This window comes from Gluconobacter cerevisiae (genome assembly GCF_015244675.1).
GTDB classification, from domain to species: domain Bacteria; phylum Pseudomonadota; class Alphaproteobacteria; order Acetobacterales; family Acetobacteraceae; genus Gluconobacter; species Gluconobacter cerevisiae.
Window position 1 is genome coordinate 57,010 of record NZ_JABCQO010000005.1, and the last position, 21,613, is coordinate 78,622.

The 21,613-nt window shown below is 59.8% G+C and carries 22 protein-coding genes; 10 read left to right on the forward strand and 12 right to left on the reverse strand.

The genetic code is table 11. The features are described from left to right. Positions 1 to 6: 6 nt before the first annotated feature. A complete protein-coding gene (locus HKD21_RS07625) occupies positions 7 to 945 on the reverse strand; it encodes a hypothetical protein (RefSeq protein WP_194255236.1) in 939 nt (312 codons plus the stop codon). After that, the gene (locus tag HKD21_RS07630; protein WP_228121160.1) at positions 938 to 1,903 is read right to left on the reverse strand and encodes a diacylglycerol/lipid kinase family protein; all 966 of its coding nucleotides are present in this window, start codon (positions 1,901 to 1,903) and stop codon (positions 938 to 940) included. The genes HKD21_RS07625 and HKD21_RS07630 overlap by 8 nt, the downstream gene beginning before the upstream one ends. Positions 1,904 to 2,023: 120 nt before the next feature. On the opposite strand from HKD21_RS07630, the gene HKD21_RS07635 reads away from it, so the two are divergent. From HKD21_RS07635 to HKD21_RS07660, 6 genes are read left to right on the forward strand one after another with little or no spacing between them, the layout of a single operon-like run. Beyond that, positions 2,024 to 2,962: a metallophosphoesterase family protein gene (locus HKD21_RS07635; RefSeq protein ID WP_194255114.1), complete on the forward strand. Its 939-nt coding sequence runs from the start codon at positions 2,024 to 2,026 to the stop codon at positions 2,960 to 2,962. Next, positions 2,959 to 4,113: an LptF/LptG family permease gene (locus HKD21_RS07640; RefSeq protein WP_194255116.1), complete on the forward strand. Its 1,155-nt coding sequence runs from the start codon at positions 2,959 to 2,961 to the stop codon at positions 4,111 to 4,113. The genes HKD21_RS07635 and HKD21_RS07640 overlap by 4 nt, the downstream gene beginning before the upstream one ends. Further along, positions 4,110 to 5,219 carry an LptF/LptG family permease gene (locus HKD21_RS07645; RefSeq protein ID WP_194255118.1) on the forward strand — a complete coding sequence of 370 codons (1,110 nt, stop codon included), beginning with the start codon at positions 4,110 to 4,112 and terminating at the stop codon, positions 5,217 to 5,219. Before HKD21_RS07640 ends, HKD21_RS07645 begins: the two co-directional genes overlap by 4 nt. After that, positions 5,216 to 6,031 carry a sterol desaturase family protein gene (locus tag HKD21_RS07650; protein WP_194255119.1) on the forward strand — a complete coding sequence of 272 codons (816 nt, stop codon included), beginning with the start codon at positions 5,216 to 5,218 and terminating at the stop codon, positions 6,029 to 6,031. Before HKD21_RS07645 ends, HKD21_RS07650 begins: the two co-directional genes overlap by 4 nt. Continuing rightward, positions 6,028 to 6,783 (forward strand): nucleotidyltransferase family protein, encoded by a 756-nt coding sequence (locus tag HKD21_RS07655; RefSeq protein WP_194255120.1) that lies wholly within the window; start codon positions 6,028 to 6,030, stop codon positions 6,781 to 6,783. The genes HKD21_RS07650 and HKD21_RS07655 overlap by 4 nt, the downstream gene beginning before the upstream one ends. Continuing rightward, positions 6,780 to 7,850, forward strand: a complete 1,071-nt coding sequence (locus tag HKD21_RS07660; RefSeq protein WP_194255121.1) for a glycosyltransferase — start codon at positions 6,780 to 6,782, stop codon at positions 7,848 to 7,850. Before HKD21_RS07655 ends, HKD21_RS07660 begins: the two co-directional genes overlap by 4 nt. Positions 7,851 to 7,869: 19 nt before the next feature. Here the strand turns inward: HKD21_RS07660 and HKD21_RS07665 are convergent, their stop codons facing one another. After that, positions 7,870 to 8,760, reverse strand: coding sequence for a glucosamine inositolphosphorylceramide transferase family protein (locus HKD21_RS07665; RefSeq protein ID WP_194255122.1), 891 nt, complete (start codon positions 8,758 to 8,760; stop codon positions 7,870 to 7,872). A gap of 83 nt (positions 8,761 to 8,843) precedes the next feature. On the opposite strand from HKD21_RS07665, the gene HKD21_RS07670 reads away from it, so the two are divergent. The 3 genes from HKD21_RS07670 (at position 8,844) to HKD21_RS07680 (ending at position 11,146) form a co-directional block, all read left to right on the forward strand. Next, positions 8,844 to 9,383, forward strand: a complete 540-nt coding sequence (locus tag HKD21_RS07670; RefSeq protein ID WP_194255123.1) for an MmcB family DNA repair protein — start codon at positions 8,844 to 8,846, stop codon at positions 9,381 to 9,383. A 9-nt stretch (positions 9,384 to 9,392) separates the two neighbouring features. Continuing rightward, positions 9,393 to 10,181: an inositol monophosphatase family protein gene (locus HKD21_RS07675; RefSeq protein WP_194255124.1), complete on the forward strand. Its 789-nt coding sequence runs from the start codon at positions 9,393 to 9,395 to the stop codon at positions 10,179 to 10,181. A gap of 86 nt (positions 10,182 to 10,267) precedes the next feature. After that, positions 10,268 to 11,146 carry a lipid-binding SYLF domain-containing protein gene (locus tag HKD21_RS07680; RefSeq protein ID WP_194255125.1) on the forward strand — a complete coding sequence of 293 codons (879 nt, stop codon included), beginning with the start codon at positions 10,268 to 10,270 and terminating at the stop codon, positions 11,144 to 11,146. Positions 11,147 to 11,180: 34 nt separating this feature from the next. On the opposite strand, the gene mltG is transcribed toward HKD21_RS07680, so the two are convergent. From mltG to HKD21_RS07720, 7 genes are all read right to left on the reverse strand, one after another. Next, positions 11,181 to 12,230, reverse strand: a complete 1,050-nt coding sequence (gene mltG / locus HKD21_RS07685; RefSeq protein WP_194255126.1) for an endolytic transglycosylase MltG — start codon at positions 12,228 to 12,230, stop codon at positions 11,181 to 11,183. A gap of 17 nt (positions 12,231 to 12,247) precedes the next feature. Further along, positions 12,248 to 13,534 (reverse strand): beta-ketoacyl-ACP synthase II, encoded by a 1,287-nt coding sequence (gene fabF / locus HKD21_RS07690; protein WP_194255127.1) that lies wholly within the window; start codon positions 13,532 to 13,534, stop codon positions 12,248 to 12,250. 134 nt (positions 13,535 to 13,668) lie between these two features. Then, the gene (locus tag HKD21_RS07695; RefSeq protein WP_011253554.1) at positions 13,669 to 13,908 is read right to left on the reverse strand and encodes an acyl carrier protein; all 240 of its coding nucleotides are present in this window, start codon (positions 13,906 to 13,908) and stop codon (positions 13,669 to 13,671) included. A 222-nt stretch (positions 13,909 to 14,130) separates the two neighbouring features. Further along, positions 14,131 to 14,871 (reverse strand): 3-oxoacyl-[acyl-carrier-protein] reductase, encoded by a 741-nt coding sequence (gene fabG / locus HKD21_RS07705; RefSeq protein WP_194255129.1) that lies wholly within the window; start codon positions 14,869 to 14,871, stop codon positions 14,131 to 14,133. Between the two features lie 12 nt (positions 14,872 to 14,883). Then, a complete protein-coding gene (fabD, locus tag HKD21_RS07710; protein ID WP_194255130.1) occupies positions 14,884 to 15,828 on the reverse strand; it encodes an ACP S-malonyltransferase in 945 nt (314 codons plus the stop codon). A gap of 72 nt (positions 15,829 to 15,900) precedes the next feature. Further along, complete coding sequence (locus HKD21_RS07715) at positions 15,901 to 16,647, reverse strand: hypothetical protein (protein ID WP_194255131.1); 747 nt, start codon at positions 16,645 to 16,647, stop codon at positions 15,901 to 15,903. Between the two features lie 45 nt (positions 16,648 to 16,692). Next, entirely contained in the window at positions 16,693 to 17,571 is an 879-nt protein-coding gene (locus tag HKD21_RS07720; RefSeq protein WP_194255132.1) for a class I SAM-dependent methyltransferase, read from the reverse strand. A gap of 255 nt (positions 17,572 to 17,826) precedes the next feature. On the opposite strand from HKD21_RS07720, the gene HKD21_RS07725 reads away from it, so the two are divergent. Continuing rightward, the gene (locus HKD21_RS07725) at positions 17,827 to 18,606 is read left to right on the forward strand and encodes an acetoin reductase (protein ID WP_194255133.1); all 780 of its coding nucleotides are present in this window, start codon (positions 17,827 to 17,829) and stop codon (positions 18,604 to 18,606) included. Between the two features lie 40 nt (positions 18,607 to 18,646). Here the strand turns inward: HKD21_RS07725 and HKD21_RS07730 are convergent, their stop codons facing one another. Together HKD21_RS07730 and HKD21_RS07735 are read right to left on the reverse strand one after the other, a co-directional pair. After that, the gene (locus tag HKD21_RS07730) at positions 18,647 to 19,372 is read right to left on the reverse strand and encodes a glycine betaine ABC transporter substrate-binding protein (RefSeq protein WP_194255134.1); all 726 of its coding nucleotides are present in this window, start codon (positions 19,370 to 19,372) and stop codon (positions 18,647 to 18,649) included. Between the two features lie 74 nt (positions 19,373 to 19,446). Continuing rightward, positions 19,447 to 21,543 (reverse strand): M13 family metallopeptidase, encoded by a 2,097-nt coding sequence (locus HKD21_RS07735; protein ID WP_194255135.1) that lies wholly within the window; start codon positions 21,541 to 21,543, stop codon positions 19,447 to 19,449. Positions 21,544 to 21,613: the final 70 nt, after the last annotated feature.

Here is a 21,613-nt window from a genome sequence, read left to right on the forward strand (position 1 = left end):
AAAGCTTCAGGGCCGGGAACGAAACAGAAGATGCCGCGCCCGCCATATGAGAGACGGCAGCATCACGAGCGGATGTCGACTCTCAAAAGGCGATAGCTGCATGTCGAAGCCGGTATGACGCTGTATTTTCCACGCCAGATAGGACGCACCGTTTTCAAAGGTGAAAGCGGCTTTCAACAGTCTGGCCACATTGCGCGGCCGACCAGATGCCTGCACCAATTCCCATCGACGCATTGCTTTTTGACGTAGCGCTGTACTGATAACGGGTTCCAGCGTGTCGCCATTCGTCGAGAACTGAAGGCGCCCCCGTGCCCATCCCAGCGGCAGCAAAGCTGCATAACGCGCTTCCTGCCCTTCCAGAATACTATTACCCCGACCCTTTTTCTCGACCCGCAGTTCGGACGCATAAGTATGAGCAAACAGGGTTTTCCAAAACTCCTGTGCGGTCATGGAAGGTGCACCCAGAAGTGCAGCCCAACACGAAGCCGTCGTCACACATCCTGCAATCAAGGTAAGAAGACTGTCCGCACTCTCGGGCCCGCGCACCCAGACCAGCCGGACCGGCTGGCAGAAACGCGCCCAGATCGTCGTGTCCAAAGCGCCAAGACTGGTGCGTGCGGCGAACTGCTCACGGGAGAGCACTGCAATTTTTGCGCGCAGAACGCGGTCCTGATACCGGAATTCCGAATACCGAACATTGGGCGGCAACACGAGATTTCCGGTCCGGGCAATCAGTCCACCTGAAAAGCCTGCGGCATTTTCGGTGACGATATAGAAGTCAAGAATGCCGTCCGGATCGGACTTACGTAGCAACGAGCCGTAAAACAGCACACCAAGCGGCAGGACAGGGCAGGCTTGGGCCAAAGCATCGGCGAAAGCGCTGATACCGGGGTCGAGAGGAGTGGTCAGTTCGCCAATCAGCCGCCTTTCGAGCGCATCAGGCATGGAGGAACCGGAAGCTGGGCGCACGCTCCAGTCTCAGCACACCGTCCGGCGCAGCGCTGAAAACCTCTCCGTCGAGAACAAAGTCGCTTTCCGTCACCAGAGTCATGTCATCCGTACGGCCACTGACGTAATCGGGATGACGACGCAACCAGCGCGGCGCACGACCACACAGGAGTGCCCATGTGGCTCGCAGGAGATTTTCGGGCTGCGCGCTGACATCAAGGTAGCGAAGACCCTCAACATTGGGTTCAGCGTCCCAGAACGGCCAGATCCCACGTGACAGACATGACAGCCCCGTTGCAAGAAACATGAAGCTCTGCCCGTCATAAACATGCCCGCCCGTTTCGATCCGGAGCGGATCTCCCCGGAGCCACGCTTCGCGGCTTTTGCGGAACATGAGGCTGACGAACGTAGTGAGAAGGGTGATCCCTACGGCCAGATCATGCGGCGCAAAACGCAGGACCGTTGGCGAATGGGCGATGCGAACGGCCCGTGCAAATCCGGCACATCCCCCGAAAAGCCCAAGTACAGGCATGCGGTCGGTTCCGGGCCAGGACAGGCGGATCGGTGTGCGGATGCTGGAGCGCAGGGCGCCTGCCTTCAGGCGACGGATGGCTTCCATACCCCGCAGGCCAAACCCAACGTCACTGGCAATCAGGTTCGTATTACCCGACGCCAGAACCACAATATCAGGCAGACGGTCTGCGGGATAGGCGCGCGCGATCGCAGTCAGGGCCGTACTGACCGTTCCGTCTCCGCCATCAATGATGATGGTGTCGATACCTCGTTCGTAGAGCTGGCGAACATGAGCAGTGGTCCCTTCCCGACTGTCGGAGGGAACGAAATCCTTCCCCAGAAGGGCCTGGGCCTCGACAGCAAAACTGGAACCGTTCCGGCGGTTTTTCCGGCTACGGGCATTATGGATCAAGGCTATGCGCACTGGGGAGGCAATCTTCATATGGCGTTCGGCTATGCGGGCGGGTCTAGCACGGCTATGATGGAACTGCCAGAACGGCACATCCCGGCAGTCCCGGGCGCCGCTTCATGGCGTGGATACTGACAAGGCCTCTTTCTGATCATGACCCCTGACCTGCCCGCAGATCCCCTCTCGTCGCGGCACACGTCCCCTGTCACAACGCCTCATGTTACATTGGCCCATATTTCAGACCCGCACCTGCCTCCACCGCCAGTTCACTGGCGTGCGGCGCTCAACAAACGCGTCCTGAGCCTGCTGTCGTGGAAAAAACACCGCCAGTACGTCCACCTCGCTCAGACCTGTGCAGCATTGGTGAAGGATATCGGACGCGCAGGCGTGGATACCATCCTCGTAAGCGGGGATCTGACCAATTTTGGAACCCCGGACGAATTTTCAGAGGCCGCCCGCTGGCTTGAAGCTCTCCCCGCCCCGGCCCTCGTGATTCCCGGCAATCATGACTGCATGGTCCGGCAACCGGCTTCAGCCGGGCTCGAGCAGTGGGAACGCTGGTCCGCGCGGCAATATCCGTATGTCCGTATCCAAAACGGAACTGCGATCGTAGGTGTCAATTCCGGCATTCCCACAGCCCCCTTCATGGCATACGGCCGCGTTGGGCGCAGACAGCGGGAGCGGCTCGAAGCCCTGCTGACGCGCCTTGGAGAAGAAGGGCTGTGCCGGGTCGTGATGATCCATCATCCGCCGAAGCGCGGCCTCGTTCCCTGGCGCAAATCCCTGCTGGATCACCGCGAGTTTGCGGCCCTTCTACGACGGGCCGGAGCGGAAATCGTCCTGCACGGCCATTCCCATGACGCGACGCTGACCCATATCGCCGGAACGGACATTCCACTGCTGGGCGTTGCGTCGGCCTCTCTGACCGATGACCGCCCTCATCGACAGGCCTGCTGGAATCATCTGACGATCCACCCATATGAGGGGGGCTGGCACATTGATCTGGCCCGTCACCGGTTGGATGGTTCGGTCAGCGAGCGCGCTTCATGGAAGCGGGCCGGATGGAAGCACACTGGAAGGACAGACGCGTGAAACAGCGGGCCAATATTCTGGACCGCTATCTGCTGACGCAGATGGCGCCGCCATTTGCGATCGCGCTTCTGGCGATGCTGGTCGCCCTGCTTCTCGAGCGCCTCCTATCGCTTTTCGACTATCTCGCATCCGCAGGGAGTTCCCTTGCGACCTGCATCGCGCTCCTGACGGATCTGCTGCCTCATTATTTCGGCATCGCCCTGCCTGCGGCCTTGTGCATCGCGGTCTTCCTGACTGTTCGAGGCATGAGCGACAACAACGAGATTGACGCCCTTCAGGCCGGCCGGGTCTCGCTCATGCGGATCAGCCGCCCCTTCATGATCGTCGGCCTGCTTCTCGGTGCTGCAAGCGTGTTCCTGTACGGCTATATCCAGCCCGTGGCCCGGTACGACTATCGCGCAGGCTTCTATTTTGCCGAACATACCGGCTGGGCGCCCCATCTTCAGGCCGGGATGTTCGCCTCCACCTCCAGTAAGGCCGTCATGACCGCAGACAGCGTGAGCCATGCCGGAACCCGCCTCAAACGCGTTTTCATTCGTGAAGTCAGTGCAAATGGGGTGGCCCACATTATCACGGCCCAAACTGGCGCGCTGACCATTTCGGAAAAAACGCGCAGCACGCGCCTCGATCTGTGGAACGGAGAAATCGTGGACGATCCGTTTCAGGCCACCCACCCCCACAAGCCGACCGTCACGCATTTCGAACATGTCGTTCGCGTCATTGACCGGCCGGATAAGGAAACCGCTTTCCGAACACGCGGAGCCGACGAGCGTGAACTGACTCTGCTCGAACTCGCCCATGATCTGCGTTACGGCCTGCCGGGCATCGAATACCGTACACTTCGGGCTGAAATGGATTTCCGCATGGCGCGCGCCATCGCCATTCCCTTCATTCCCCCGCTCGCAGTCGCACTCGCCATCAGCGCGCGACGCCGGAAATCCGTCTGGGGTCTGATCGCCGTCGCCGTCATCCTGATCAGCTTTGACCAGACCCTGATGTTCGGGCACAGCCTGGCCTCAACAGGTCGTCTGCCAATCTGGCTGGCGATATGGGTGCCGGAAGCCATATTCTGCATAGGCTGTCTGGCGGCACTGCTGCGTCGGTCCCGCGGCTCATGGCGCCGCCGCTTGCTGAAGCGGGTTGCAGCATGAGCGACTCCCAATTTTCCATGCCGCGCTTCGTGCTGGTCAGAGCGCTCAACCGGGCCCTGCTGGGACGGTTTATGCTCTGCGGTGTCGTACTCGTCTCCCTGCTGGAAATTCTGGCACTCATGGAGAAGACAACACCGATCCTGAACCGGCACCTTGGTCTCCGCGGGATTCTGACCTTCGCCTTCCTGCACCTTCCGGCACTGAGCATCGACATCATGCCGCTGGCCTTCATGGTCGGGGCGCTCTTCCTCCTCACGCAGATGACGCTGTCGAGCGAGATCTCGGCCCTGCGTGCCGCCGGACTTTCAACAATCGCGCTATACCGCCTGCTTCTGCCCGCAGTCCTGATTGTTGGTATCGGCGGAACCTGTGCCCAGTACTGGCTTGTTCCTCCTTGCGAAAATGCCCTTACCACATGGTGGAACCGAACGGACCCTCTGGCTGGGCAGGCCGGGCAGCCAGAAGACGATATCCTCTGGTTTCGCGCGGGGCCCACACTCGTCCGGATCGGGCAGATCGCCCAGGGAGGATACTTCCTGCGGGACGTGACAATCTATCATCGTGACTCCACGGGGCTGCTGACAGGCACCGAGCACACGAATACGCTGACCTACGCACAGGATCAGTGGCACCCGGATGGGGCGCAGGACCTCTCCCTTTCCGAAGACAAGTCCTTCGTGAACGTCACAACGGGCGACAACACCTTTATTATTCCCGCCACCCCATCCACCATCATGACGCTGTCCCAGAGCGGGGCTTTTGTCACGCCAGGTCAGATCAGCGCCATTCTGCACAGAGGGGCTGCTGCAAGCCTGCCAAGGGCCACGTACCGTATGGCCCTCTTTGGCGGCATGATTTTACCGTTTGAAATTGCAGTAATGCTTCTATTGACGCTTCCGGTGATCTATATCCCTCCCCGTGCAGGACTTCGAAATCCTCTTCCGGTGTACGTTCTTGGCGCCGGAATGGGGTTCGTCATCCTGCAGGGAATGATTTCCGCACTTGGAAACGCAGGCACGCTGCCAGCCCCGCTGGCTGTCAGCGTCGGGCCACTGCTTGGCGCCCTCCTGGGTTTGACCTGGCTCCTGCGGATGGAGGAACGATGAGCATTTTCACTGCACCGTGGCGCAACATGTCCGCCATCCGGACAGGCCGCAGCTTTGATCTGGGAAAGATGAACCTCTCCCAGCTCTGGTTCGCCTATCTGACCTATCCGACGATCCTGCTTTATTTCGCCCTGATCGCAGGCGCGGCCTGGGCAGCCCTGCATTTCTCGGCCTCCCTATGGGTTACACTCCTCCCCGTCCCCGTCGTGATCATGGTTTATCCGCTGGCCTGGTATGCGATCCATCGCTTCATTCTTCACGGACGCTGGCTCTATCGCAACCATTGGACGGCCTCTCTCTGGAAGCGCATCCATTTCGACCATCATCAGGACCCGCATCTGCTAGACGTTCTGTTCGGCTCACCGCTGAACACGGTGCCGACGATGGCCATCATCACGATGCCGATCGGCGGTCTGATCGCAGGCTGGAGTGGCGCGTTCTGCGCCCTTTCGACTGCGCTGATCATGACCTGCATCTATGAATTCTTCCACTGCATCCAGCATCTGGCCTACAAGCCGCGCTGGAAATGGGTGGCGGACATCAAGCAGTTACACGTCCTGCATCATTTCCATGACGAAGACGGCAATTACGGCATCACAAACTATGTGCCGGACCGCCTGTTCAGCAGCTTCTACCGTGAAGCCCGCGACCGGCCCCGCAGCAAACACGTCTTCAATCTCGGCTATGATATTGAAGAAGCACGCCGCTATCCGTGGGTTATGGACCTGACCGGCTCACCGCCGAAAGATCGTCCCGATGGAGCCCGTCCAGCCGCCCCCCGCAAAACGCCAGACCGTAACCACGCGGCATGAGTCTTCCGGTTCTGGTGCTCGCAGGCTCCCGTGACGGGGAGAATGATGTTCTCGCAAAGCTTGGACAGGTTTCTCACAAAGCGCTCCTTCCCGTTGGTGGCCAGCCCATGCTGGCCCGTGTGCTGGACACCATTGCCCGCACGCCCGGCCTCGGGCCCGTCACGATCAGCATCGAAAACCCCGACTGCATCAAGGATCTCGCAGGCGACGCCACGATCCTGCACTCAGCCCCCTCTCCCAGCGAAAGCGTTGCCGAAGCCATCGACAGGATCGGCACGCCCTGTCTGGTGACAACGGCCGATCATGCACTCCTCCGCCCGAAATGGATTGAGGAGTTTCTGGCCAAAGCACAGGGCTGCGATCTGGCCGCCGGTGTGGCGTTACGTGCGACGGTTGAACGCGACGTTCCCAGCACGAAACGCACCTATATCCACCTGTCAGATATGAGCTTTTCAGGCTGTAACCTATTCCTGATCGGCAGCCCAAAAGGGCGGAACGTCATCGCGCTGTGGAAGCGCCTTCAGCAGAACCGCAAGCGCCCGCTCCGGATGGCATTGACGCTCGGCCTCGGCACGCTGCTGCGCGCCATAACGCGTACGCTGGATTCCAACGCTCTTTACGGCCGCATCCAGAAGCTCACCGGTGCGAACGTCCGGCTGGTGAAGCTGTCTGACGGCCGTGCAGCGGTCGATGTGGACAAGCCTTCCGACCTGACGCTGGCTGAACAGATTCTGGCGCGGACGACCCCATGAAAATCGCCTACATCATCAATTCGCTCGAATGCGGCGGCGCACAGCTTCCCATTCCAGACATTGTTTCCGTCATGCGCGCCCGAGGCGGGGACGTGACTGTCTTCGCGCTGGCCAGCAAGGACGGATTGGCCATTCCGTTGCTGGAAGCCGCAGGAATACCCGTGCGAGTGCGCGAAGGCACAACGCGTGACCATATCGCGGCCTATCGCTGGCTGAGGGATGAAATGGAGGCGTTCCAGCCAGATCTGATCTGGACATCGCTAAGCCGCGCCACGCTTCTGGGACAACTGATCGCACTACGTCGCAAGACCCCGACGGTTCACTGGCAGCATTGCGGACGTCTGAAAAAGGCCAACGCGTTCCTTCTCAGACTCTGCCGTCCCTACACCACGCTCTGGGTCGCTGACTCCCAGTCCGTCATCACCTTCGCCGCAAAAGAGCTCGGCCTCAGCGATAATTTCGTGGCGTGGCCCATTTTCCGCGCTAATCCTGACGCGCCCATCGCAACACCCTGGAAAGAGGGCGAGGTCGTTCGCGTCGGCTCTCTGGGACGGCTCAATCCGGTCAAGGCCTATGATATCCTCTGCGAGGCCGTGTCCCTCCTGAAGGATCATCCGGACCTGCCGCCGTTTCGTCTTCAAATTGCAGGCGACGGCCCTCTTCACGCGGCGCTTCAAGCCCGCATCACGGCCGGAAATCTGCCGATCGACCTTCCAGGCTATACGTCAAAGCCGATGGATTTCCTGAAAACCCTGCACCTCTACGTCCAGTCGTCGCACTGGGAGGGCATGTGCGTAGCAGGACATGAAGCCATGACCTGCGGGTTGCCTGTTGTCGCGACCCCGGCGGGAGAACTGCCGTCCAGCATCCTCGACGGCGAAACGGGTCGCATCGTACCATTCGACAATGCCCCCGCTCTTGCAGCCGCTCTGGCGGATCTGATCGGCAGACCCGCCGATTTGGCAGCAATGGGCGAACGCTCCCGCAAGCGGGTTATGGAGCGCTTCGGCCCAGAAGCCTTCACCCGTAACGGCAATGCCGTGCTGGACCGTATTCCGGGCTTCTGAAGGCCCGGAATACGCACTTTCAGGCTCCGAAGACCCGCCGCTTCACATTCAGCAGGTCCCGCTTCGGGCCAAGTCCGATTTTCTTGACATCAATCAGCGTCACCTGTCCGGCTGCGGAGAGCGTGTGCATTCCGTCCCCAAAACGCCGACGCAGGGATGCTGGAATGGAAATCGTCAGCCCGGGCGTGACTTTCGGTAGTTCACGTTCCAGCCCCTCAATTTCCAGCAGCCGGATGCCGCGTCCATAAGTGCCCTGGCAGTCCTGCGTCGGCAGAATGATCTTTCCATCCACAACAACCGGCGTTCCTGCCGGACGCGCACCTGCACGGTCGTTCAGGAAAAGCCCAAGATTCTTCCATGAGCCCGTCAGCGTATCAGCCACGGAAATGTTCAAGAGACTTTGCCGCTCGACCTTACTGCCCGCAGGAGTCCAGAACATCCACCAGCGATCGGCATGCTGGAAAGGTGTGGCATCGATTGCGGCTTCGGGAAAATCGAAAGCCTCGACGCGCTCCCATCCCCGGGGAAATGACGTCGCACGATAGAGCGAAAGACGCCCCGAGGCGCTCGCTTCGGGCAACAGGTAAACTTCGCCCTCATGCTCGAACACAAAGGGGTAAGACAGGTGCCAAGGCTCTTCCAGAACGCTCTCACGGGATAGCAGCCGCCCCGTACCATCATAGATCAGAACTTCGATCATGCCTTTCGGATGACGATAATCGAACGCTTCGGCAAAGACATACAGCTTTCCGTCTCGCCACAGGCCGAAAGGGTCCGCCAGAAAACGATGGTCCCCGATGTCGGGCAGCGTCGTGATAGGAAAACCGTTCAGACTGGCCGCATCGACGATCTCCGCCAGAGGCGCATGAACGATGGCGCATCGCCAGTGATCCGTCCGCAGAAATGGCATGAGGCACTCCTCCCGCAAAAATACAGCTTCAAAAAATATCTGCCGGGGCAGACGTAGAGCGCAGATCGGGGCAGGATGGAACCATGAGTGAGGCCCTTTCCGCAATTCCCGCAGACATCTCCTGCGGTCTGCCCGAAACGCAACTGGCCATCCGGCGCGCCGTTCTCGGCCTGTGCCGGACGATGAACTGGGCGGCCATCAATGAATTTTCCCTTCCCGCCGCGGGTCGTCGCGCAGACGTGATGGCGCTTCTGCCCGACCACTCCCTGACCTGCATCGAGATCAAGTCCGGCCTGCGCGATTTTCAGACCGATCAGAAATGGCCCGAATACCGTGACTGGTCCGACCGCCTGTTTTTCGCCGTGGATGACGCTTTTCCCGTAGACCTCATTCCGCCGGACGTGGGTCTGATCGTCGTCAGCGTCAGCGCCGTCCCCCCTGCCCTGCGCGAAGGCGTTCTGGCAGAATGCACGATCATCCGGGAACCCGCCCTCCACAGACTCGCCCCTGCCCGGAGGCGGACACTGGTGCATCTGTTCGCAACAACCGCAGCCAGCCGTCTCATGGGCCTTGAAGACCCCGCCATCACCTCATCCCTCCGCGCTGCACGACGCGCTGAATAGGACTGTTCCATGACCTTTGATCCAATCGCCGTCCGCCTCGAAGCCGCCCGCAGCGTCGTTCGCGACGCAGCCCAGCTGGCCCTCTCCCTGCGCCCGGCCCCCGGCGGCCCGAGCGGGACTCTCAAGGGACGTCAGGACTATCTGACCGAAGCGGACGGCGCTGTCGAAGCCCTCGTCAGCCGCCGCATTCAGGAGCTTTTTCCCGAAGACGGTTTTCAGGGCGAAGAAAACGGTACGACCCGTCAGGGCCGCTTCCGCTGGGTCGTGGACCCGATCGACGGCACCTCGAACTATGCGCGTGGCCGGGACCGCTGGTGCGTCTCCCTCGGCCTTCTGGAAGGCGACGAACCCGTCGCGGGCGTGATCGAGGCCCCGGCGCTGGGTGAAGTCTTCACGGCCAGCAAAGGCAAGGGCGCGTTCCTGAACGGCAAGCCCATCAAGGCCTCTCCCATCACCAACACGCAGGAGGCCATGATCGAAATGGGCTGGTCCTCCCGCGTCCCTGCCGAAACGTTCAACGAAAAGATCGCCGCCATCATGGCTCTGGGTGCCATGCCACGCTCGGGCGGGTCCGGCGCGCTGGCTTTGGCGGATGTGGCCTGTGGTCGCTCCGACGGCTATCTGGAAATTGTCATCCAGCTCTGGGATGTCGCCGCCGCACTGGCCATTCTCGCAGAGTCCGGCGCGGCCGTCTCGCCCTTCCTCCAGACGGGCGGTCTGACGGGCGGGGCGACAATCCTTGCAGCGGCTCCGGGCGTCGCAAAGGACCTCTCAGCCGCCGTCAACGTGGAAATCTGACATCTCCTTTCCCGCACTCGTGATTTGGCCGCATTTGGCGCATAGTGCGGGAAACGTCTTTTCGATGACTGCAGAAGGTATCTTCCATGACCCTGTCCGGTCTCCTGCGTACGACCACGCTCGTCGCTTCGGGCTGTATTGCCCTGTCGGCCTGCTCCGACGCACCCCAGACCACGGCCAGCCAGCAGCAGCTCGTGGTCGATCGCGCCACGCTGGCTGTTCAGGATCTCTTCGCGGGTACCACGCCCCAGTCGCGCTCGCAGAAGCTTCTGGCAGAAGCAAAAGCCGTCATGGTCTGTCCGTCCGTGCTGAACATGTCCTTCGGCATCGGCGGCTCTGGCGGGCGCTGCCTGCTGCTCAGTCGTGATGCGCGCGGATCCTGGTCTGATCCGGCATTCTATCGTCTGAGCACGGCCTCGCTGGGATTACAGGTTGGCGTCCAGAGCGCGGAAACCATTCTGTTCATCATGTCCCAGCGCGGCATTCAGGCCATTCTGGACAGTCAGTTCAAGTTTGACGCCTCTGCCTCTGCGTCCTTTGCCAGCATCGGTACGGGTGTCGAAAACAGCACGGCCGGCGCACACAACACCGATATCTATGCTGCCCAGAAAAACGAAGGTCTTTATGCCGGCGCCGCTCTGGGTGGCTCGAAACTGACCGTCGATAGCGGCGCGAACCGTGCCTATTACAACCAGACGGTCGGTCCTGAAGACATCGTCGTGACGATGCGCGTCAACAATCCGTCCGCTGATCCGCTGCGCCGCGCCCTGATGTCAGTCGCCCAGACACCAGCCGCTTCCACGGCTTCGAGACGCGTGACGCAGGCCGCCACCACGGCCCGTAACACAGCCGCACAGGATGTGGTCGGCAACAGTCCTTACCCGACGACCTACGATGCCTCTCGCCCCTACTCGGCACAGGCTGCAGGCGTCCAGAGTCAGAGCCTTGCTCCGCTGAAGCACTGAAAAACCGTCCCGCTCTTTTTCAAAGGGCGGGACATCAGTTCGGGTTTTGCGACGCCCCGGACAGATGCGCGCGATAGGCGCGGATATTTTTATCCTGATCGGCAAGGGTCTCGGCAAAATTATGCCCGCCCGTTCCTGTTGCCACGAAATACAACATTTTGCCTTCTGCCGGATGCGCTGCTGCGTCCAGAGAATTCTGCCCCGGTGAGCAGATTGGTCCAGGCGGCAGTCCCGCCTGAAGATAAGTATTGTACGGCCCCGGCGTTTGCAGATCCTCATGGGTCAGAGGCGCATCAAGCGTCCCGGCCCCGTTGCTGAGCCCGTAAATCACGCTCGGGTCCGTCTGTAGTCGCATTCCCAGCTTCAGACGGTTCAGGAACACACGCGCCACCATGGGACGCTCGGGCGGCACACCTGTTTCACGCTCGATCAGAGACGCCAGAACCAGCAACTCTTGCGGAGACTGGATCAATCCGTCCAGCGCCTCGACATTGCGCCCTTCCCACGCTGCGGCCAGCCTGGTCGTCATCATTTTCTGCAATTTTTCGGCCAAAGCCTGACGCGACGTGCCCCAGATATAGGAAACCGTCTGTGGAAAAATCGTCCCTTCCGCCAATGTCGGCAGATCACCGCTCAAGGCCGGGGCCTTGTCCAGAATGGCTGTGATTTTTAACGCAGTGAGCCCCTCAGGCACCGTCACCTGATGGGAAACAGGCTTGCCATGGCGCAGGATCTCAAGGACATGCGCGACCGAGACACGAGAAGGAAACTGAAGTTCCGCCGCATGGATCTGGCCATCGCGATGCGTCAGAAAAGCCGCAATCCGGAAAAAAGTACCGGAGGCCCATGTTGGCGACAGGATACCATCGTCCTGAAGGGCTTTCGTCACCCGAGCATTGTTACCGTGCGGGATGACGAAAATTTTCGCGTCCTGAAGCGGACCGGGATCGGTGTAATGGCCATATCCCGCAACCAGTCCTGCTATGAGCAGAAGTGGTGCTCCGAAGAGCGCCAGCTTCCGACCAGCCTTTGGAGGAAGAACGAGCTTCCGCGGCTCTTCGCCGTCAGACTGGCCTTCAGGCATGAAAAACGAACCCTTCCTCAGTCCTTGAAACGCTTGAGGATGATGCTCGCATTCGTCCCGCCGAAGCCAAAGCTGTTGGACAGGGCAACGTCGATCTTGCGCTGCTGAGCGACATGCGCCACGCGGTCGATCACGCTTTCACGCGCCGGATTGTCGAGGTTCAGGGTCGGCGGCACGATGCCGTCACGGATGGCCTGAAGGCAGAAAATCGCCTCAACCGCACCGGCCGCGCCCAGAAGATGGCCAATGGCCGACTTCGTGGAGGACATGACCAGACGCTTGGCGTCCTCGCCGAAGAAGCGCTCGACTGCATCAAGCTCAAGGTCATCCGCCATGGTGGAAGTTCCGTGGGCGTTGACATAGTCGATATCGGCCGTGGTCAGGCCACCACTGTTGCGCAGCGCGGCTTTCATGGCACGGAACGCACCCTCATGGCCTTCAGCCGGGGCCGTGATGTGATGGGCATCGCCGGACATGCCGTAGCCGCCGATTTCACCATAGATCTTCGCACCACGGCGCTTGGCGTGCTCAAGTTCCTCAAGCACGACCACACCGGCACCCTCACCCATGATGAAGCCGTCGCGGTCCTTGTCCCAAGGGCGCGAAGCCTTGGTTGGATCGTCGTTGGAAGCAGTGGACAAAGCACGGGCCGAGCAGAACCCGGCAATTCCAAGCGAGCAGATCGCAGCTTCCGCACCACCGGCAATCATCACGTCCGCATCGCCATACTGAATCAGGCGTGAGGCGTCGCCAATGGCGTGAACGCCTGTCGCGCAGGCCGTCACGACAGCATGGTTCGGTCCCTTGAAGCCGTAGCGGATCGAAAGGTGACCGGAAATCAGATTGATCAGGGCCGAAGGAATAAAGAACGGCGACAGACGGCGGGCTTTGCCGCTCGAAACCGTCAGGGAGCCGTCATAAATCGTCTGAAGACCGCCGATCCCCGAGCCGATCATGACGCCAGTGGCGCAGCGATCGTCCTCGTCCTCAGGCTTCCAGCCTGAATCCTCGACAGCTTGAATGGCTGCGGCAAGGCCCAGATGGATGAAGCGATCCATCTTCTTCTGGTCCTTGACCGGCACCCAGTCGGACAACGTGAGACCGCCTTCCGCCGTCGGGCCGTCCGGAACCTGTCCGGCGACCTGGGCAGGAAGGTCGGAGGGATCGAAATGCGTAATCCGGCCAATGCCGGACTGTCCTTCGATCAGCCGCTTCCAGGTCAGTTCCGCGCCCACAGCCAGTGGGCTGACAACACCGATACCGGTTACGACGACACGCCGCCCGTTAGTTGCAGTCCCGCTCATCGATGCCTCTTGTCTCACGTTATGTCCGGGTCTTGCAGCCGGGCCTCATGACAAGGCCTGACTGACCTCCCGCTCCATGGCGGAGCAGGAATCCGGAGCCGGAAAACCGGCCCCGGTCAGCTTGAGGACTGGCCTCAGGCTGCCTTCTGCTTTTCGATGTAGTCGATGGCATCCTTGACGGTTGCGATCTTCTCGGCTGCATCTTCCGGGATCTCGACGGAGAAGGCTTCTTCGAAAGCCATGACCAGCTCGACCGTGTCGAGGCTGTCTGCGCCCAGATCGTCGATGAACGACGCGTCCGGCGTTACCTTGCTTTCGTCCACACCGAGGTGCTCGACAACGATCTTCTTTACCTTGTCAGCAATGTCGCTCATCTGTTCGTTCCTTCTGCCCATCCGGGACCCTGTTGCCCGTCCGGTGCGTTACATCAAAACTCGTACTGCCGTCTGCCAGTCCGGAAGCCCAGTGGTTCCTCCAGAGCAGGGCCGCCCCCGTTGAAGGGGAGACGTTGCCGCCGGAAGAACCGGACATCAGCCTTCAGCAGGCCGGGCAAAGCAGCGCGCGATTAGCATGCTTTAACCAAAAAGGCCAAGCATTCACACCATCGCCATGCCACCATTGACATGCAGGGTCGTACCCGTGACCCATGCTGCCTCTTCGGAAGCCAGATATACCACTGCGGACGCCACGTCACCAGTATTCCCCATCCGACCGAGCGGAATAGAGCCGACCAGCTTTTCACGCACCGCGTCCGGCAGCACATCCGTCATCGGCGTTTCGATGAAACCGGGCGCCACGACATTGACCGTCACACCACGCGGACCGGCTTCCTGCGCCAGAGATTTGCTCATGCCCACGATGCCTGCCTTGGCGGCGGCATAGTTGGCCTGACCGGCATTGCCCGTCGTTCCCACCACGGAGGCGATCGAAATAATCCGCCCCGCACGACGGCGCAGCATCCCCTTGAGGGCTGCGCGCGCCAGACGGAACGGGCTTTCCAGATCCACGGTCAGAACCTGCGACCAGTCGCTGTCCTTCATGCGGATGGCGAGCGTATCGCGCGTCAGACCGGCATTGTTGACCAGAATGTCCAGCGGAGCACCCGCAGCGGCTTCGGCCTTCGCGACGAGGCCGTCAGCCTCGGCGGGGTCGGCCAGGTTGGCGACAGCGATATGGGCGCGTTCGCCGAGGCTGTCGGCCAGTTCCTGAAGGGCTGCTTCTCGGGTGCCGCTGAGCACGATGGTCGCGCCCTGAGCGTGAAGCTGGCGGGCGATGGCAGCGCCGATACCACCTGATGCGCCCGTCACGAGGGCCGTCTTGCCGGAAAGAGAAAACATGATCGGTTGTCCTTAAAGGGTCTTGAGCAGGGCTTCGATTTCGGCAGGCGTCCCGGCATTGCTGGTAGTCAGTTCTGGGGCAATACGACGCGCCAGACCGCACAGAACCTTGCCCGCACCAAGCTCATGCATGTTCGTCACGCCCATCGCCACCATGGCCTCCACACTTTCGCGCCAGCGCACCGTGCCCGTCACCTGCTTGACGAGCAGTTCGCGGATAACGGCAGGATCGGTCACCTTGGCAGCCGTAACATTCGCAATGACGGGAACGGACGGTGCGTTCAGTGTCACGGTCGCAAGTGCATCTTCCATTTCGCGGGCGGCCGGAGCCATCAGCGACGAATGAAACGGTGCAGAGACCGGCAGCTTCACGGCGCGCTTGATGCCATGCTCCTTGGCGACAACGATGGCGCGGTCAATGGCGCTCATCACGCCGGACACCACGATCTGCCCACCGCCATTATCGTTGGCGATTTCCAGCGTCTCGCCCTGAGAGGCTTCATCACAGATCGCACGGGCCTGAGACGCATCCACACCCAGAAGAGCCGCCATACCGCCCTCCCCGGTCGGGACAGCGCGCTGCATGGCCTGACCACGCAGGCGCAGCAGACGCGCACCTTCGGCAATCCCAAGCGTGCCAGCAGCGGCCAGCGCGGAATATTCACCTAGCGAATGCCCGGCCAGCAGGGTCGCCTTGTCCGCCAGTTTGAAACCGCCTTCGCTTTCCAGAGCGCGCACGGCGGCCAGCGAAACCGCGAACAGCGCGGGCTGGGCATTTTCCGTCCGTGTCAGTTCATCCGCATCACCAGTGAACATCAGGCGCGACAGATGATCGCCAAGCGCCTCATCAACTTCCTGAAAAACGGCGCGAGAGGATGCAAAAGCCTCGTGAAGGGCCTGTCCCATCCCGACGGACTGGCTCCCCTGTCCCGGAAAGACGAACGCGTGAACCGACATGGATCCCCCTGCTGGCAGTGAATTTAAGGTTTTGCGTGATGCGTCCTCACGATCCATCTGTCAAATCCCGCATCAGTTTTTGCGCTTGAGCGTGAAGAATTCATCCGTCGGAATTTTCACACGGATCATGGAAAACGGCCTGTCGGAGCGAAACACGGTTCCGTCCTGATAATCCTGAGGATGGAGAATGAATGTATAGGGCGCAGCACCCTGATTATCGACCAGAAGCCTCGGCGTTTCGTTTTCCACGGCTTCAAAACGCGCGCCGGGTGCGACATCGACTTTGAGTCGATGAGCGTCAGGGGCAAGAAAAGCGAGGATGACACCAAAGAAATCGCGAATGGCGGCATTGATCTCACCGAGCCATCCCTCGGACTGCTCTTTCGTAAAAGACGGTGCCGGAAGAGGGTCAACCTCGATCGCCAGCTCAAGCTGGACTTTTCTGTTGGGCGGCAGGGTCAGCAGAACGGGAGGGTTTTCTGCCAAAAGCGCCTCGGAACGGGGAAAGTGCATTTCCCGGTCCTCGCCAACGAAAAGGGGTATATCGCCCTCTTTGGTATGGAGTACGACCCGCGCCTCAGACGGCACGGCATGGTCAGGCAGAATATCGCCCAGAAAATGCAGCGACAGATTCTTCCCGGCTTTTTCCGGCAGACGGTCAAACCGGTCATAGACGCGGTAAATGCCTTTGTAGCTCCCGACACGTATGGCGTGCTGACCGGTGACGGTAACAGTTTCTTCTGGTTCGGCGGAAACACTGGAAAACGGCGCAATTAGCAGAACAGCAAGCAATCCCATGCTGATACAGGCTTTATTCAAAACCCTTTCCCTCCCGCTCCGTCACCGTGTCATGACAAAGAATGACTATCCGATCTTCTGCATTACAATCAGAACCTGTGGCAACCGCACAGGATTGTCCATGTATTCGATCAGGCGGAACAGGCCGCCCCATGCTTTGATGATGTAATTCCGCGGAATAATCGCCTCGCCATAATGCGACTGGGGCTGAGGCGGTTTTGAGGAGGCTGCATGAAGAAAGCGTCCGGCCTCGAACTCCGCATTCGCACGCGCCTCATCGGTGAAGCTGTCGGCACAGGCTTCGTGCCACGGATGCTCCAGACGGATGCCGGAGGCGCGCTTGAGCCTTTGCTCGGCGCAGAAGGCGATGAACCGGCGACTTTGTGTCGTCATGACCAGGATTCCACCCGGTTTGAGGAGTCGATGAAATTCCCTCACCCAGTGCCCCGCAAGAAATTCGTCCAGATGCGAAAACACTGACCATGACGTTATCAGGTCAAAGCTCTCAGACGTCAGGAGCATGGGCGGCACCAGATCGCAGCCCAGAAAATTCAGCGCAGGATTAGCCCGCCGCGCCGCCATAAGAAAACGATCCGTGGTTTCCGCGCCATACAGGTTGGACGGACGAATATCTTTCATGAACAGCCGGGCGATACGCCCCCAGCCACATCCGAAATCCAGCAATCGCGTCTCAGGACGGACCGGACGCCCGGCATAAGCGCAGTACGCCTTGATTTCCCGAAAAAAGACATGGGCTTCATGGATGGAAATTTCCCCATGATGGCCATGAATTTCCCGTTGCAGGTCGTCAGGGGGGAAAGATGGCATCATCACGCCCTGAATTTCAGGAATGCGCACGGACGACACCAGAACCTGAAGCCATTCTTCGTCACTGATACCATCAAAGGCATCAAAAACGGCGCTAATGCTTTCAGAATGGCTCATCAATTCCTGCCAGAGGCGTTTCGTAACGTTTATTTAACGCATTCTTGCAGCCCCGGAAACACATGACCAGAGCCACTTCAGGAAAATCGTAACCTTCGTTTCATCTGCGCTCTGTGTCGGATCCTCTTGACACAATTCCGTGTAACGTTTGGAAAACAGGCGGTTTTTTGTGGAATCCCAAAATTAAAGAAACGATGGTTTGGACCGTCATGGCATTCACATGCGGATGACGGACAATCGAAGGATCTTTTTTCAATGTCCCTTTCTGGAAAAGTAGCTGCCGTCACGGGCGCCGCCCAAGGCATCGGCAAGGCCATTGCCCTCCGTCTGGCCAAGGATGGCGCGGACATCATTCTGCTGGACGTCAAACAGGACATTCTGGCCCAGACCGCCAAAGAAGTTGAAGCGCTCGGACGGCGCGCAGTTGCGCTTACTGCTGATATCAGCAACCGCGACAAATTCGCCACGACCCTGCGCGAAGCTACGGAAAAGCTGGGCGGGCTGGACATCATGGTCAACAATGCCGGGATCTGTCAGGTCAAGCCGGTTCTGGAGATCGAGCCTGCGGAAATCGAAAAGATCTTCAGCATCAACGTGCAGGGCGTGCTGTGGGGCATTCAGGCCGCTGCAAAGATTTTCCAGGAAAAGGGCACGAAGGGCAAAATCATCAATGCCTGCTCTATTGCCGGACATGAAGGCTATCCGCTGCTGGGTGCCTATTCCGCCACCAAGTTCGCCGTCCGCGCCCTGACACAATCAGCCGCCAAGGAACTCGCTTCTTCAGGAATCACGGTCAATTCCTACTGCCCCGGCATCGTCGGAACGGATATGTGGGTCACGATCGACCAGCGCATGGCCGAAATTACCGGCACGGAAGTCGGCGCGACCTACAAGAAATATGTTGAGGGAATCGCTCTGGGGCGCGTGGAAACAGCCGATGACGTGGCGGGTTTCGTCGCCTATCTGTCCAGCAGCGACGCCGACTACATGACCGGTCAGTCCGTTCTGATCGACGGCGGCCTCGTCTTCCGCTGAGACCAAAAAAGGGGGCCGGTTTCCCGTGCCCCCTGACGTGTCAGCGCCCGATCAGACGGCCGCGCTGCCAGGCTTCGGCCGCTCCCTCAGGATCTTGTCCGTCAACGGAAATGACATAATCCAGGGCGCTCATGACCTTGTTGCCCAGCATCATTTCAGAAAGCTCGTCCAGCAGATCGCTGTCTGCCTGACGCGCCGCATCTTCACGCAGAATCATCCGGACAGACATTTCGCCTCCCAGAAGACGTGACGGATCTTCGAGCACGGTCAGCAGATCAGTATGAAACACCGCATGAGGTTGCGTTGCGACCACGAGCGGCTTCTCTCCGGCATCGCGCGCCTTTTCCAGACGCTCGATCAAAGCACCCTCACCGATGCTTTCAATAGAGAGAACCGAAAGCGCCGGAAGCTGCTTGAGGGCCACTTCCAGAGCCTGCCGACTGTCATCGGCAACGATAATCCGGTCCACGTCTGCCGAAGTCAGGGTTCCAATAGCGCCCAGCGGCGCCAGTGCAGCAAAACTGACGACCGGCTGATACAGGTCGCCCAGAACCCGAAATCCCGGCCCCGCCAGATGTTCATCCCGCGGGAACCAGGCGGAGACCAGAAGATCAACCTCTCCCTGCTCCAGGGCATCTTCGACATCATCGGGATCAAGATCGACATACTCGACCTCGACCTCATAGGCCTCAAGCACGCGCGCGACCGCGCTGGCACATCCCGCATGCAACGAGGTGTACAGATGGCCGATCGTCATTTGTGTCATGAGAATGGGTCCGTCAGGCAGAAAATTGAAACGTGAGACCGTGATTAGGCCCCACGTTCCAGTTTGTCACGACCTTACCAGATCTTTACGCGCTGATCCGGTGCCAGATAGAGCTTCTGGCCAGGTTTTACGTCAAACGCACCATACCAGGCATCAATGTTGTGAGCCGGGATGTTGACGCGGGTGACGGCAGGGGCGTGTTCGTTCGAAAGCACCTGCTGACGCAGCGCATCGGGACGGTCCTTCTCACGCCAGACCTGCGCCCAGCCAAAGAATACGCGCTGATCACCGGTCAGACCATGCACAACCGGCGCGGGCTGGCCGTGCAGCGAGTCATGATAAGCCTGAAGACCGAGGTTCAGACCACCGGAATCGGCGATGTTCTCGCCCATGGTCATCTTGCCGTTCACATACAGGCCCGGCAGGACTTCCTGTGCATCGTACTGCGCAGCCAGACGGTCGGCCAGCTTCTGGAAAGCCTCCGTGGACGCCTTGCTCCACCAGTCATTCAGACGGCCATGCTCGTCGTAGTGACGGCCCTGATCGTCGAAGCCGTGACTCATTTCATGGCCGATCACGCCGCCGATACCACCATAATTGACGGCGGCATCGCCCTTCGGATCGAAGAATGGCGGCTGAAGGATCGCAGCCGGGAACACGATCTCGTTCATGGTCGGATCGTTGTAGGCGTTCACCGTCTGCGGCGTCATGCCCCATTCGTCACGGTCAACCGGCTTGTCGAGCTTGTCCAGATCGTGCTGCCAGCTGAATGCCGCACCACGCACGGCATTGCCGTAAACGTCGCCCTTGCGGATATCGAGCTTGCTGTAATCCCACCACTTCTTCGGATAACCGACCTGAATGGCGAAATGATCCAGCTTGTTCAGAGCGGCCTTGCGGGTTGGCTCATCCATCCAGCTATTATGTTCCAGACGGTCATGGAAGGACGCCTTAACCTTCTGCACCAGATCCGTAATCTGTGCCTGTGCGGAAGGCGGGAAGTAGCGCGCGACATATTCGCGACCCAGTGCCCAACCCAATGCACCGTTCGTCACGCGCACAGCACGCTTCCAGCGCGGGGACTGCTGCGCTACGCCTGACAGCGTATGGCTGTTGAAGTCGAAGGACGCGTCATAGAAGTTGCTGGACAGATAACCGGCAGCATTGTCCCCGAGATGGAACGCCAGCCAGGCCCGCAGCGTCGCAGGATCAGCAGCCTTAAGAACGGCCGTCATCGCCTTAATTCCGGCGGGTTCGCGCACGTCGATTTTGCGGCTTTCGAGCCCTTCTGCCGGAAGACCGGCGCTGGTCAGGAACGTAACCCAGTCGAAGTCAGGCGCGAGCTTCTGAAGCTCGGACACCGGCATCGGGTTGTAGATCTTGAGCGGGTCGCGGGTCTGGTCGCGCGGCACTTCGACCTTGGCCAGAGCCGTTTCGAGATTGACCACGGCCTGCGCGTTCTTCGCAGCGTCCGGCCAGCCCTCAAGCGTCAGCATCTTGGCGATATAGGCCTGATAGGCCTTCTTCTTGTCCGCCAGCTTGGGGTTTGTGTAGTAGCTCGTGTCCGGCAGACCGAGGCCACCGCTCACGCCGATGCTCATGCCCTGATCGAGCATCAGCATGTAGCGCTCCGGGTCCTTCTGGTCCTGCTCCACGCCGATCTGGAACGTGGAGAACATCATGGATTTCAGGGACGCACCGAACGCCGCGGCAAGAGACTTGCCATCGTTAACATTACGAATTGTTTCAAGGTCGGCTGTGAGGGGCTTGCCACCCAGACGGTCGACGGCCTTCTGGTCAAGGAAGCTGGCGTAATAGGTGCCGATCTTGCCCATGTCGTCCGTAGGCTGTTCAGCAACCTTCTTCGCGGCTTCGTCGAGAATGGTCTTCTGACGCGCCAGGGAGAGTTCATACAGGATACGGAACGGGCCGTAGCTGCTCATGTCTCCGGGTATTTTGAGGTTCTTAAGGTAGGTACCGTTGGCGTATTCAAAGAAATTGTTGCCCGGCTGAACGGCGCGGTTCATTCCGGCTTCGTCAAAACCCCAACCTGCGTTGTAACCGGCGGCCTGCGCGCCGGAAACCATCAGGCCTCCAGCAAGAGCGAGAAGGCTGGCGCCATGTTTCAGAGCATGTCGTGACGTAAGGAATCGTTTCACAATGTACCTCATTCCAGAGTGGTGCCCCTAGAATGAGGTATAAAGTATCATTTCGTCAAAAGGACAAAATGTCCCTGCTTCG